13 protein-coding genes are annotated in these 14,009 nt (G+C 52.1%); 9 read left to right on the forward strand and 4 right to left on the reverse strand.

Annotated elements, in window-relative coordinates; genetic code table 11:
* Positions 1 to 21: 21 nt before the first annotated feature.
* From rbfA to H6G21_RS00100, 5 genes are all read left to right on the forward strand, one after another.
* A complete protein-coding gene (gene rbfA, locus H6G21_RS00080; protein ID WP_190569256.1) occupies positions 22 to 459 on the forward strand; it encodes a 30S ribosome-binding factor RbfA in 438 nt (145 codons plus the stop codon).
* Positions 460 to 648: 189 nt separating this feature from the next.
* Entirely contained in the window at positions 649 to 2,415 is a 1,767-nt protein-coding gene (locus tag H6G21_RS00085; protein ID WP_190569258.1) for a glycoside hydrolase family 3 N-terminal domain-containing protein, read from the forward strand.
* Between the two features lie 57 nt (positions 2,416 to 2,472).
* Entirely contained in the window at positions 2,473 to 3,783 is a 1,311-nt protein-coding gene (locus tag H6G21_RS00090) for an AAA family ATPase (protein WP_190570394.1), read from the forward strand.
* Positions 3,776 to 4,309 carry a hypothetical protein gene (locus tag H6G21_RS00095; RefSeq protein ID WP_190569259.1) on the forward strand — a complete coding sequence of 178 codons (534 nt, stop codon included), beginning with the start codon at positions 3,776 to 3,778 and terminating at the stop codon, positions 4,307 to 4,309. The genes H6G21_RS00090 and H6G21_RS00095 overlap by 8 nt, the downstream gene beginning before the upstream one ends.
* 415 nt (positions 4,310 to 4,724) lie before the next feature.
* Complete coding sequence (locus H6G21_RS00100) at positions 4,725 to 4,937, forward strand: hypothetical protein (protein ID WP_190569261.1); 213 nt, start codon at positions 4,725 to 4,727, stop codon at positions 4,935 to 4,937.
* 18 nt (positions 4,938 to 4,955) lie between these two features.
* Here H6G21_RS00100 and glsA read toward each other — a convergent pair whose 3' ends face one another.
* Entirely contained in the window at positions 4,956 to 5,894 is a 939-nt protein-coding gene (gene glsA, locus H6G21_RS00105; protein ID WP_190569263.1) for a glutaminase A, read from the reverse strand.
* Positions 5,895 to 6,399: 505 nt separating this feature from the next.
* On the opposite strand from glsA, the gene H6G21_RS00110 reads away from it, so the two are divergent.
* From H6G21_RS00110 to H6G21_RS00125, 4 genes are all read left to right on the forward strand, one after another.
* On the forward strand, positions 6,400 to 8,043 hold the full coding sequence (locus H6G21_RS00110; RefSeq protein WP_190569265.1) for an iron uptake porin: 1,644 nt from the start codon (positions 6,400 to 6,402) through the stop codon (positions 8,041 to 8,043).
* A gap of 285 nt (positions 8,044 to 8,328) precedes the next feature.
* The gene (locus H6G21_RS00115) at positions 8,329 to 8,796 is read left to right on the forward strand and encodes a hypothetical protein (RefSeq protein ID WP_190569267.1); all 468 of its coding nucleotides are present in this window, start codon (positions 8,329 to 8,331) and stop codon (positions 8,794 to 8,796) included.
* 213 nt (positions 8,797 to 9,009) lie between these two features.
* Positions 9,010 to 9,444 carry a hypothetical protein gene (locus tag H6G21_RS00120; RefSeq protein WP_190569269.1) on the forward strand — a complete coding sequence of 145 codons (435 nt, stop codon included), beginning with the start codon at positions 9,010 to 9,012 and terminating at the stop codon, positions 9,442 to 9,444.
* Between the two features lie 288 nt (positions 9,445 to 9,732).
* Positions 9,733 to 10,173, forward strand: coding sequence for a peptidylprolyl isomerase (locus H6G21_RS00125; protein WP_190569271.1), 441 nt, complete (start codon positions 9,733 to 9,735; stop codon positions 10,171 to 10,173).
* A gap of 123 nt (positions 10,174 to 10,296) precedes the next feature.
* Here H6G21_RS00125 and H6G21_RS00130 read toward each other — a convergent pair whose 3' ends face one another.
* From H6G21_RS00130 to H6G21_RS00140, 3 genes are all read right to left on the reverse strand, one after another.
* Positions 10,297 to 11,598 (reverse strand): folylpolyglutamate synthase/dihydrofolate synthase family protein, encoded by a 1,302-nt coding sequence (locus H6G21_RS00130; RefSeq protein ID WP_190569274.1) that lies wholly within the window; start codon positions 11,596 to 11,598, stop codon positions 10,297 to 10,299.
* A gap of 849 nt (positions 11,599 to 12,447) precedes the next feature.
* Entirely contained in the window at positions 12,448 to 13,362 is a 915-nt protein-coding gene (gene murQ, locus H6G21_RS00135) for an N-acetylmuramic acid 6-phosphate etherase (RefSeq protein WP_190569276.1), read from the reverse strand.
* A gap of 48 nt (positions 13,363 to 13,410) precedes the next feature.
* On the reverse strand, positions 13,411 to 13,974 hold the full coding sequence (locus H6G21_RS00140) for a DUF3110 domain-containing protein (protein ID WP_347277950.1): 564 nt from the start codon (positions 13,972 to 13,974) through the stop codon (positions 13,411 to 13,413).
* Positions 13,975 to 14,009: the final 35 nt, after the last annotated feature.

The raw sequence follows: 14,009 nt of genomic DNA on the forward strand, positions 1-14,009 counted from the left end.
GAAACGCCCAGGAGGGAAACTATGGCAACCGATCGACGAGTCGCTCGCGTCGCAGAACAGATCAAGCGCGAGGTCAGCCAACTGTTAATGAGCGGAATCAAGGACGATCGCGTCGGCACGGGCATGGTCAGTGTGACGGATGTGAATGTTTCCGGCGATTTGCAGCACGCCAAAATCTTTGTCAGCATCTACGGCACCGATGAAGCTCGGGCGGAGACGATGAAGGGCTTGCAGTCGGCGACGGGCTATGTGCGCAGTGTGCTGGGGCAGCGGGTTAGGCTACGGCGGACTCCAGAGGTCATCTTTGTGGAAGACCGATCGCTGGAGCGGGGCACGCAAATTCTGGGGCTGATCAATCGGCTGACGGAAGAGCGGAAAACCTCTGGGGTGGAAGAATGGCTCGATCGACCGGAGGAAGACGGGGCGGAGGATGAAGCCACGCCAGCTCTGGAATCTTAATACCAATACCAACTTGTGATTGCAATGCGTCACGATCCCCCTAAATCCCCCTTATTAAGGGGGACTTTGAAATAGTTTGACTGAATTCCCTTAGTAAGGGGGGCTAGGGGGGATCGAATCGGTCGCGGTAATCAATCAATTTGGTATAGCTATGCACCGTAAACGCTGACGACGGATCGGGAGAGGAGTATGCAGCTTCCAGATTTGAATCAACTCTCCCTCGCCCAGCAAGTGGCGCAGATGGTGGTGGTGCGCACGACAGGATTTTTATTTGACCACCAGTTACAGTACCCCCAGTGGGAGGCCGATCGGGTGACGCTTCACCGTCTGGTCGCTGAGGTTGGGGTTGGGGGAATCATTTTTTTGGGTGGCAGTGCGGCGGAACTGGCCCTCAAAATTCAGGAATTGCAGCATTGGGCACCGATTCCGTTGCTGACCTGTGCCGATGTGGAAGAGGGCGTGGGGCAGCGGTTTACTGGGGCGACGTGGTTTCCGCCTCCCATGGCACTGGCGGGGGTGGCGCAACGGGATCGCCAGCAAGCCGAGCACCTGGCGGAAGCCATGGGCAGATCGACGGCGCGGGAAGCCTGGGCGATCGGGTTGAATTGGATTCTCACGCCGACGGTGGATGTCAATAATAACCCGGCCAATCCGGTGATTAATGTCCGCGCCTTTGGGGAAGATGCGGCGATCGTGAGTCGCTTAACCGAGGCGTTTATTCGGGGAACCCAGGACTATCCGGTGCTGAACTGTGCCAAGCATTTTCCGGGTCATGGTGATACGGCGATCGATTCCCATTGGGATGTCCCGCTGATTCCCCACGGTTGGGAACGGTTGGAGCAGGTGGAGTTTCCGCCCTTTAGGACGGCGATCGCGGCGGGGGTGGATGCGATCATGAGTGCCCATCTGCGGGTTCCGGCCTTGGATGCTGACCAGGTGACGACGTTTTCCCGATCGGTGATGACGGCGCTATTACGCGAGCAGTGGGGCTTTGCGGGGTTGGTGGTGACGGATGCGCTGGTCATGGGCGCGATCGCCGATCGCTACGGCAATGACGAGGCGGCGGTGTTGGCGGTGGAGGCAGGTTGTGATCTGTTGATGATGCCCGTTGACGCGGAGGGGGCGATCGCGGCGGTGTGTCAGGCGGTGGCAGCAGGACGCATTCCCGCTGAGCAGATCCGGGCATCTTTGGGTCGAATTTGGCAGGCGAAGGAACGGGTGTGTCTATCCTCACAGGATCGATCAGAGGAAGCATCAACAAATCGATCAGGGCATCGATCAGAGGATCGATCAATGGCGCGATCAACCGATCGATTCATTGGAGAGACAACAGATCGATCAGAGGCCCGATCAATCGATCGCACCCTCGATTTCCAAGCGCGACTACTCACAGAATTGGCCCAGCCGGAAACGATGGCGACGGTGCAGCAAATTTTGCAGGCTTCGATGCAAGTGCAGGTTCCCAATTCCTCGCGCCTTGTGCCAACGGCAGGCCAATCGCCGCAGGATTCCCCGCTGCGCAATTTAATCCTGGTGGATGAAAGTCTGGGTTCTCCGTTTTTGGGGCGAACGGCTCCCGCGATCGTGCTACCCCAGGCCAAGGGCTACCATTCGGTCATCGTCGATCGCAATACTCCCGACGTAGCGGCGTGGGCTGTGCAACCTACGCTACTGCAAGTGTTCCTGCGGGGGAACCCGTTGCGCAGTCAGGCGGCGGCGTTGGAGCAGGTGAAGGCGATCGTGCAGGCATTGGCGATCGAATCAGCGCAGTTACAGGCGATCGTGGTCTATGGTAGTCCCTACGTGGCGCAGGCATTGTTTGCTTTAGTCCCGCCGGAGGTCGCCACCGTCTTTACCTACGGTCAACTCCCCTTGGCGCAAACCCTGGCGCTGGACACGCTCTTTGCAACGATCGATCGATCGTTGGACGCCTCTGATAAAGAAGGAATGTTTTGAGGATAACTTGCACTATTTAGGTCAATATTTAGGTCAATAGGATGGGGCAGAACAATGATGCTATCAGGTCAAGAATTTGCAAAATTAGGTGAGCGGGACGAGGTTAGTCCATTTTCTGAAATAGGGGTCAAAAATTTCAAATCCTTCAAAGAAGAAAGACGAATTAAACTGGGAAATCTGACTATCTTAGCGGGTGCCAACAGTTCAGGGAAGTCGAGCTTTATGCAGCCGCTGTTACTCATGAAGCAGACGATCGAGGCTAGCTATGATCCCGGTGCCCTTTTACTCTCTGGCCCCAATATTCAATTCACATCCGGCGAACAGTTAATTTCTAAGATCAGTCCACAAGAAAACTACTTTACAGTTTATTTAGCAACTTCAGGAATAGGTTTGAAGAGTTCTTTTTCTTGGACTCCTGGAATGGGATTTGATATTGCTGAACAAATCTCAGAATTTTTGAAGGTAAATAGATGGATTTCCTTACGACCTAGTATGAATAGTCATGAAATTCAGCAAGCTCTAAACCTTGCATTGGTTGATAATCATCCAATTGATGAATATCAAGTTTTGCGAGAATATTGTTTTCTACAATTTAAACTAGGAGTTCACAAGGGAATATACCGTCTAACAAATCGTTCTTTTATTAGACTCCTCAGCCAAATTATTCACGTTCCCGCCCTTCGGGGAAATCCTACTAGAAGTTATCAAACTGCGGCAGTTCGTGGTACCACGTTCGTAGGCCAATTTGAGAGCTATGTCGCCAATATTGTCGATCGCTTTCAGCAGGAAAACTCAGAATCCTTTGCTCAGCTTGTCCGGGCTTTCCAAACCTTGGGCTTGACGGATTTGATTCAGACCCAGCGGCTCAATGATACCCAAATTGAATTGCGCGTGGGACGGGTTTTGGGACAACCCGATCACCAAGATACGGTCAATATCGCTGATGTTGGATTTGGTGTTTCCCAAGTTCTTCCAGTCATTGTTGCTTTATTGGTTGCACAGCCTGGGCAGTTAGTTTACATTGAACAACCTGAAATTCATCTCCATCCCCGTGCTCAGGTCGCCCTTGCTGAAATTTTCGCTGATGCTGCTCATCGTGGAGTGAGGGTTGTTGTAGAAACTCACAGCGAGTTGTTTCTCTTAGGAATTCAAACGTTAGTCGCCGAAGAACAGCTTGACCCGAATCTTGTCAAGCTACATTGGTTTACGCGCCAGCCCGATGGGTCTTCTCAGGTGACGAGTGCAGACTTAGATACAACAGGTGCCTTTGGGGATTGGCCAGAGGATTTTGGATCAACGGCACTGGCGTTGGAAAACCGCTACCTCAATGCAGCAGAAAAACAGCTCTGGCAGACATCCCATGGTTGATGAGTCGAAACGTTTAGTGGTTGATGCTTCGATCGCTCGTTCCTGCGGGGATGCAACGGCCACCTATCCTACGTCTGTTCGGTGCCGAGACTTTTTGTTGGTTCTGCGAGATTGTAAACACAAAGTTGTCATGACCCAAGAGATTAGAGCAGAGTGGGACAAACATCAGTCGCGCTTTGCTCGCCAGTGGTTACGTGGAATGATTTCACGGAAACAATTCATTGCACTCCCCGCAGTCTCGATCGATCAAACTCTGTGGGAAGCAATCGAAGCTATGGCAGACACTGACCCGCAACGGGCTGCAATGGTCAAGGATATCTTGCTGTTAGAAGCAGCGTTGGCAACCGATCGAAGTATCGTTTCGTTAGATGAAAAAACAGCACGGCGATTCTTCACCCAGGCAGCCCAAAAAATTGCCAAGCTGCGTGAAATTGTTTGGGTCAATCCCGATCGATTAGAAGAAGAGCCGATCGAGTGGCTCAAAGCAGGTGCTCCCGCAGACGCTGAACGGATGCTTGGGTTTTAAGTCCTCTGGATTTTGATTGGACAGCCAGTTTAAGGGTGAAGTAGATGGTTTTGCCGCGATCGCGGTGGGAAACATGACGATTTTTCGTCTGAAACGATGAAAATATTGCTAAACATCACAGAATCGTAATGATTTGAAATACAGTTGACAGCGCCCCACTTTACCCCTAGGCTGGTTTTTCATAGCCAGTTGCAACCGTGTCATACACCGATTGAGTTGGCTGTACCCCAAAAATTAGAGCGCTACCCAGCGTTGCTGACAACAACAAAGGGTAGCTAAACCCCCAAGCTGACGTGACCAGCTAGGCGGTCTGACACGGATTGTAACATTCGATCGGGCCACCCTACTTGTCCTGCGCAAAGGGTGGCTTTAATTTTTGGGATTTCCTCCCACCCCTACATCTAGGAGAAATCCCATGTTCATTGGCATGAGCGACGACGATCGCCCGATCGACGACAGCCGCAGACCCTTCCAAATCTACCTCCTCGGCACCCGCGAAGAAATCCAATCCACGATCAATCAACTGCAAGTGCTGCGATTTTGTGAACGTATTCGTTGGAGTCCCCCCATCCCCGTCCTCGGTTCCGACTGGAAATACATCAGCATGATGGAACGCGATCACCGCTAAGGGCATCAGCTAAGGGCATCAGCACCCTTGGCAATCGAACACATGTAAATTCAAATCCTGGGACAGCGCCTCACACACCTGCACCCCCCGCACACTGTTCCCCCGCACATCCAACGGCGGCGAAAAAATGCCAATTCCCATTTGATTGGGAACGACACCAATAATGCCGCCGGAAACCCCACTCTTGGCCGGAAAGCCCACGGTATAGGCCCATTCCCCCGCAAAGTTATACATCCCGCAGGTATACATCACACTCAACAGATCCCGCACATAACGGCGATCAATCGCCCGCTCCTGCGTAATCGGATTAATACCTCGATTCGCCAACGTCGCCGCCATAATTGCCAAATCCTGACAATTGACCAATACCGAACACTGCTGGAAATACAAATCCAACGATTCCTCGATCGGATCATCGATCATGCCGAAATTTCGCATCAGGTGTGCCATAGCTCGGTTGCGATGCCCCGTCATCCGTTCCGACAAAAACACTGACACATCAATAAAGACATCATGACCAATATAGCGATTGAACATTTCCAGTAATCGATTTAACCGATCGACGGGTGTCTTACCCTTAATTAAACTCGTCGTCGCGATCGCCCCAGCATTCACCATGGGATTGTAGGGACGCTTCGAGGCTTCATCCAACACGATCGAATTAAAATCCTCGCCCGTTGGCTCCACACCCACCCGCGTCAGCACATAATCCCGACCATGATCTTCTAATGCCAACCCATAGCTAAAGACCTTGGAAATGGACTGCACGGTAAAGAGGTGATCGTGATCCCCAACGGAATAAATCTCCCCCTGCGTTGTCACAATGCAAATGCTAAACAGATCGGGATCAACTTTAGACAATTCTGGAATGTAATCTGCCACTTGGCCTTCCCGCAGGGATTGATAGCGTTGGTGCAGGGTGTGGAGCAGTTGAGATAGGCGATCGCCGTCAGTCATAGATTCAGCCGTTAGAGATATCAAGAAGTCACAACCTAAAGGGTCCGCAGAATCCAGGGTACCCAGTTCAGTCCTCTCGCATCATAGAGCCAAGACTCCAACGCCAACCGCCGGAATTTGAGGGGATCACGACTTCCCTTCCCTCCCTTGCCCAATCCCTCGCCGATCGCCACCTACGACGGGCTGTCCAACGTCTTTGGGTTTATTGAGAGTAATTATTATTTGACTCCCCAAAAAGTAGAACTTGATCAGCTCGCAGCAGCAGCAATGAGTGCCTCTATCGATTACTAGACCGGGGCCAAAAATGCTGCATGGGCCTGAATCTTTCCCGCTCACGCGATCGTAAAATGGCTCGATTTCTCCCTGTAATTTGGCAAAAAATGATAATGATTATATTATCTGTTTAGTTGATGGGCGTTTTTCCGCTTCGCCATCCTGCAATAATGCAGGCTATGCAATTGTTATTCGTTAACACCTGTTGTCAATGGTGTGGGAGTCATTTTTCATGAATCAAAAACTACTGAAAACGTTACTTTGGCTGAATCCTTGCCTGCTGGGGGCTGGGTTGCTGCTATCTGGATCGGCCCGTGCGGATGAAGTCTTGACGAATGACCTAGCCGCTAATCCCGCCATGGAGCAAGTCACCTCCGTTTCCCAGTTGTCCGATGTCAAGCCGACGGATTGGGCCTTCCAAGCCTTGCAGTCCCTGGTGGAGCGCTATGGTTGCATTGCGGGTTACCCCGATCGCACCTATCGCGGCAACCGTGCCATGACCCGCTACGAATTTGCAGCGGGCGTCAATGCCTGCATGGATCGAGTCAATGAACTGATCGCTGCGGCGACGGCGGATCTCGTCAAAAAAGAAGACCTCGCCACCCTGCAAAAATTGCAAGAAGAATTTGCCGCTGAACTCGCGACTCTGCGTGGGCGAGTTGATGCCTTGGAAGCTAAAACGGCAACATTAGAAAAACAACAGTTCTCCACCACCACCAAACTCAGCGGCGAAGTGGTTGTGGGACGCGGCAATGTCATGTTTGGTGAAAGTACTGGGTTGAATGCCCTGGGCGTCGCGGTGCCTGAAGTCAAACCCAGCCGCAATTCCGTGGTTGGCTATCGCGCCCGCCTCAACCTCGACACCAGCTTCACTGGAAAAGACCTCCTACGCACCCGGATTCAAGCAGGCAACCTCGGCTTCAGCCAAGACGCCACGGGCATTCCCGAAGGCTCCCTGCGGTTGTCCGCCGATTCCGGCAACAGTGCGACGATCGATGCCCTGCTCTACCAATTCCCCTTGGGCGAAAAAACAACGGTGGTCGTGGAAGCCAACGCAGGTGCAGCCGATGACTTTACCGATACCCTCAATCCCTACCTAGACGGCGACGGTGGCAGTGGCGCATTGTCCCACTTCGGAACCCGCAACGCGATTTACTACCTGTTGGGGGGCACGGGAATTGCGGTGAAGCATGAGTTTAGCGATCAGTTGGAACTGAGTGCAGGGTATCTGGCCGGAGCTGCGGCAGATCCAGCTTCGGGCAGTGGCCTCTTCAGTGGCCCCTACGGCGCGATCGCCCAGTTAACCTTCAAGCCCAGCGAACAACTGAAGGTCGGCTTGACCTATGTGCATTCCTACAAAACGACGTTTAACAGCGCCGGTAGCCCCACGGGTAGCTTGAATGCCAACCTGTTGGTGCCGACGGATAGCGATGGTGATTTGGTGAACGATACCTTTGATACCCTCACATCGCCCTTCTCTAGCAATTCCTTTGGTATTGGTGCATCCTTCCAAATCAGCCCCAAAATTGTGCTGAATGGTTCCGTGGGGTATACGAAAACCCGTGTTCTCAAAGGGACTAAAGGCGATCTGGATATCTGGAATTGGATGGTGGGCTTGGCCTTCCCCGATCTGGGTAAAACGGGGGCAGTGGCTGGCGTGATTGTGGGGATGGAACCCAAGGTGACGGGCACCAGTGCGTCATTGAGTAATTTGCGCGATCGGGATACTTCGCTGCATGTGGAAGCGTTTTATCAGTATCCAATCAACGACAATATTGCCATCACCCCTGGTTTGATCTGGCTCACCTCGCCTAACCACGACAATCGCAATGATTCCATCCTGATTGGCACGTTGCGGACGACGTTTACGTTCTAATACCAAATTGATTTATCAATGCTACAGATCCGATCCCCCCTAGCCCCCCTTAAAAAAGGGGGAATTCAGTCAAATTCTTTCAAAGTCCCCTTTATTAAGGGGGATTTAGGGGGATCGTTATGGGTCGCAATCACAAGTTGATTTGGTATAACGGCTTCGTTCACCGAATTCGTTTAATCTGAACCACGCTAACCTGCTTGCATAGATGACGTGCAAGCAGGTTCATTGCTTAAATGCTCCAACTGTGGCACCCTATGAATGCTTTGCCGCAGGAAATCATCGCACATGAATCGGTTCGTCCCTCGCTACTCCTGTCTAACCCGCCTTCCAGCTAGCCGATCGATCGGCTTACTCATGACCGGCTTGGGTTTAGTGAGTCTCTTCGTTAGCGGCTGTAGCGAAACTAAAGTCGATCGCTGCAATAAACTGGTCACCCTTGCGAACAAAGCCAGCCAAGACATTCAAGCCCTAGAAACCCAAAATTCACCGCCTACGGCTAAATTCCAAGCCGCTGCTGACATTCTCGATCGCGCTACAAAATCGATGCAAGCCTTGCAACTCAACGACCCCAAATTACAAGGGTTTCAGCAGCAGTTAGTGGAGTTGTATAGCCGCGATCGGGACAGCAATCGATCGCTGATCAATCCCGCCGATGCCCCAACGCTGCGGCAAGCCATGGCCCAACTGCAAACCAATCACGCGGCCCAAACTCAAGTGGTGCAAGCCATTAACACCTACTGCCAAGCTCCCTAGCCTCAGTCTCCTAGAACAAAATTCTCTAACGAAATCGATTGAAAATTTGCTCTAAAAGTAGGAATTTATTGCAAATCCTAACGTCTTTTGGAAGTTCTGAGCCCCAATGTCGAGGCTTGGGCAATAATGCATATGCTTAGGCAAGTGCGTAGATAGAAAACTGGTGTCTAGAACCAATCCATTCACCTTCTAAAATTTGGAGATTATTAAGTCATGTATTCTTCTCGTCATTTGTTTGCCTTTACCGCGATCGCAGTCACTTTGGGTTCCTTGGCTGTGGGCTGTGATAGCAAAGTGTCTCAATGCAACAAATTGGTCAAAGTTACTAACGAAGCCACCACCGAACTGCAAGCCGCGAGCAAAGGTGGTGGCGATCAGATTGGCAAGATGAAGCAAATGACTGGCATTTTGGAGAAAAATATCCAAGTATTCCAAGCGGTTGAAGTCAAAGATGAGAAACTGAAAGGCTTTCAGCAACGGTTTGTTGCCCTCTACACCAAAACCCGTGATGCCAGCAGGACTCTTGTGGATGCCGCAGGTCGCAAAGATATTAAAGCCATGCAGGCATCATTGAAGTCAATGCAATCGTCTTCAGGTGAAGAAACGACTCTCATCAGTGAAATTAACGGCTATTGCCAAGCAAAATAAAGCCGCGATCGTTGCCTAGATCGGCGTCTGTATTGTTTCAGGGGGAGGGGCAGTGGTCTTCAGCCCCTCTAGTTTGGAGCAGTTGTTTGGAGCATTTGGTTTGGAGCGGTGCAGGCAAATCAACCGGGGCAGCCCAAAAAGGTAGGTCAAAAAGGTAGGTCAAAAAGGTAGGTCAAAAAAGCCAGTCAAAATTCTCGCGATCTGCCCTAGGATGTCGGGGAATCCCCCCTGTTGCGGTTCCCCATTCGCGGTATAGTCGAACCAGAACATCTCAGCGAGGGAACGCCAATGACCCGTGCCATCATGGAAACGGATAAAGGAACGATTAATCTAGAGCTTTTTGATGTGGATGCACCGAATACGGTGAAAAACTTCGTAGAACTTTCAGAAAAAGGGTTTTATGACGGGTTAGCATTCCATCGCGTCATTCCGAACTTTATGATTCAGGGTGGTTGTCCCAATACCCGCCCCGGCGAACGGGGCATGCCCGGAACCGGTGGCCCTGGTTACAAGATTAAGTGTGAGATTAACAACAATCTTCACAAAGCCGGGACGCTATCCATGGCCCACGCGGGTAAAGACACCGGGGGCAGCCAGTTCTTTATCTGCCATTCTCCCCAACCCCACTTGGATGGAGTTCATACTGTTTTTGGTCAAACGAATGACATGGATGTCGTCAATGCCATTCGTCAGGGCGATCGCATCGTTAAAGTGACGATCGAAGCCTAAAATCGCAGCTGAAAGCAACCGCAGTGCGAGTCTAAGCGCCAGTTTGAGCGATCGAGGTAGGAACCCATGATCCTGACCTCGATCGCTCGTTGTTTTGGGCCAGCATTCTAGGCCGACAGCGGACTAGGTCTTAGGAATGCCTTCCTGGGCGAAAAAGTGTCCCAGTAAATAGAGTGAACCACACAGCACGACGAGTTCCTGGAATTGTGTGTTGTCTGTGGCAGCTTGGAGTCCCTTTTGCACATCATCAAAGACCCAGACGCGCTCCAACCCAGGGCAAACGGTTTTTGCCAGAGTTACCAAGGCTGCTAAGTCCGCAGAGCTGTGGCCCGGAACGGGGACGAGATATAAGGAATCGCCCGATCTCAGGAGATATTCAAACATTTCCTGGTGGTTTTTGGTAGACAGCATCCCCATGACCCAATGGATCTGCCGGACTGGCTGGCGATCGACAAAGGCTCTTAAATTTTTCGCACTGTCAGAATTGTGTGCCCCGTCGATAAGAATCTTATGGCCTTGCCAGGAATGCCATTGCAAACGCCCTAGCCACTGGGTTTTAGCGATTCCCGCTGTAATCGCTTCGTCGGTAATTTCCCAACTATCATGGCGCAGTAACAGCATCGCTGCGATCGCTAACGAGACGTTGTTCAGTTGCACTTCTCCCGGCAATGGCATTTCAAAGGTTAGGGTGCGGGGCACCAATGCAACGCCTTCATCATCGATTTCAAACCATTCAAAGCCTTCGTAGGCGGCCCACCCTTGGCCTAAGGGTTTGGCGGGCGCGGGATAAAAGGTGGGACAGTACAGCTCGTAAGCCCGCCGAGTGATGACTGCGGATGCCTCCTCCGGCATTTTGCCGATGATGGCTGGACAGTCTTTTTTCAGAATGCCTGCTTTTTCTGCGGCAATTTTTTCCAGGGTATCGCCCAAGCGTTCGGTGTGTTCTAGGCTGATGGAGGTGATGATGGTCAGCAACGGTTCATCCACCACGTTGGTGGCATCCAACCGTCCACCCAAGCCCACTTCAACCACGGCAATATCCACTTCCTGTTCAGCGAAGTAAAGCCACATGGCGGCGGTAAAGACTTCAAATTGGGTGGGTTGTACCCCGATCGGGATGGCTGCATTGACGGCTTGCAGGGTATTCCATAGATCCGATTCTGCGATCGGTTTACCGTTGATGCAAATGCGTTCTGTCCAGCTCACTAAATGGGGTGAGGTGTAGCGGCCTACTCGATAACCAGCTTCCGCCAAGATGGAGGATAGATAGGCACAGACCGAGCCTTTGCCATTGCTTCCGGCGACGTGAATCACGGGAATTTCATCCTGGGGGTTGTCCAGCGCATCCATCAGCGCTTGACTGGTTTCGAGTCCCAGATGAATGCCAAAGCGGGCAAAGGTTTGTAAAAAGGCGTCGATATTCAAGGTCAGTTCCTAACAATCTTCCCTCTTCCAGTTTGCCTCAAAACGTTGCCCAGTGGTGGATTTAATTCCTTTGAAGCGTTATTCTGGTGAGTCCAATGGGCAGCGGATTGGTAACTTGGAAGCGGATCTAGATTGGGTAGAATCCTCTAAAACGATCTTTTATGTGTTGCTGGCGCTGAATTCATGATGATGGTAGATATGGAATTTTACTGAATATTGTTTAGTAATGACCTCGTTACTGATGCAGTTCGGAAAGTTGGATGAGGTGTGTTGTTGGAAGTAATTTCTGAATGCTTTCTCAATAGATTACGTCAAAAGATTGCATCAAAGGGGAAATCGGCTGTCATTAAAGGCGCGATCGCAGCTTGATTAAACCTCTCTCTAAAACCAGGATGTCTCAAATGACGTTTTCCAGCCCGGATGATGCTATACACAGTGAGAAGATAATCTCAGCAAAATAGGGTAATCTGTACGCGGTAAATATGCCAAATGTATTCATAAGCAGGGTTACTCCATCACAATTCACCATGAAGATGGTACATCTACAACCACCTACAGTTCACCAGAAGACATAGCTTGTCGATCGCCCAAATAACCGACTTCACTAACACCGCGATCGACCACCGCGATCGATCTAGGCTAAAACCTCAACCTCGATCCCCCGGCTCTAGTTGGTTGTTAGAGCCCGATCTCCTTGATGCCTGAAAAGGGGAGATCAAGGGAGTTCGTCATGGTTTGTAATCACGAATTACTTGGGGATGGGGACAGGACAGATCTTGCTGCAATGTTGACAACAAGTGTAAACGTCGAGATGCCAATTATTACATCTGATCTGGTGAGCAGGCTATTTTAAGCGCGCGTCTGCTCGTGTTGCCCGATCGCCCTGCGCAGATCCCCTTGGGTTTCCGCCAACAACGCTTCTCCCGCTTCCCGTTCCAACCCCGTCCAATGCATCAGCAGCGCCAACTTCACCGACTGCCCACTGCGCACCAATAACCCATCCGCCGTTGCCCGATCGACCCCCGTCAAATCCGTCAAAATCCGCAACGCCCGATCGTGCAGTTTCGTATTCGTCACCGCCACATCCACCATGCGGTTGCCATAGACCTTGCCCAGCCGCACCATTGCCCCTGTCGAGAGGATATTCAGTGCCATCTTCGTCACCGTCCCCGACTTCAGCCGCGTTGACCCCGCCAGCACCTCCGGCCCCACTAAGAGGCGAATATCCACATCCACCGCCGCTGCCACCTGCTCCTGGGGCACACAGGCCATAAACATCGTCGTTGCACCGCGCCGCCGTGCCTCCGCCAGCGCCCCGTGGACGTAGGGTGTGGTACCCCCAGCGGCAATGCCCACCAGCACATCCCGATCTCCCAGGCCCCGTTCCGCGATCGCTGCCGCACCATCATCGGCCCGATCCTCCAGCCCTTCCGAGCTCTTGACCAAGGCCGCCGCGCCCCCAGCAATCAAGCCCTGCACCATTTCCGGCGGCGTGCAAAACGTAGGCGGACATTCCGACGCATCTAGCACCCCCAACCGGCCACTGGTGCCCGCGCCAATGTAGAACAACCGTCCCCCCTGGCGCAACGCCTCCGCAATCCGATCGATCGCCTCCGCCAACGCCTCCCGCGCTTGGGCGATCGCCGCGATCGTCTGGGCATCCTCCTGGTTAAAGACATCGACAATTTCCAACGCAGACAGTTGATCCAAGTTGGCACTCTTGGGATTAATTTGTTCCGTCAGCAAATGTCCGCGTGTTTCCATAGCCTTGCTCACACCTCCAGTACCCTGCCCAATCGCCAGTCATCCGCCCTACAGCAATCCTTCTAAGCGTCGCCGCATCGCCTCCAGCTCATCCTGGCTCATCCCCTCCGGTTCATCCACCGTGGGACTGGCGGGCTCGGCTGGTGCTCCCTCCGGCGACCAATCAAAATTATCCCGATTGTTTTCTGGGGGAGCCAGCAGCAAGCGCTCAAAGTCATTGGCGGGACGGAAATTCTGCGGAATCAAGCGGCAGTCAAACCCTGCATCCCGACAAAACTCCTCAATTTCCTCCTGGGGGAACGCCTCCACCGATGCCTCCGGAAAATCCTGCGCCTCCAGCATCAACGCATAGCGCGTCGCATCATCTTCCTCCTCAAACATCAAAACAATGTTCTGGCCACCTAGATCGATCGAATGAAGTCCTTCGTTATCTGTTCCGACGTTGAAAAGTAAAACGAAGACACGCATGGCTAACCGGCACTCAAAATTTCTTTGGATTTCTTTATCAGGGTACTCCATCTTGGGAATTCCAGAGACAGACGATCGCCAGAATCTCCGGCTGGAATCCGCTGGAGCCGGGTTGTGCCGTCGCTGCGCCATCATTAACGCCATCCTTGTGCCATCAACTTACGTCTGACTGTCGAGCT

Origin of the sequence: Alkalinema sp. FACHB-956, from assembly GCF_014697025.1 — a bacterium.
Lineage (GTDB): Bacteria > Cyanobacteriota > Cyanobacteriia > Leptolyngbyales > Leptolyngbyaceae > Alkalinema.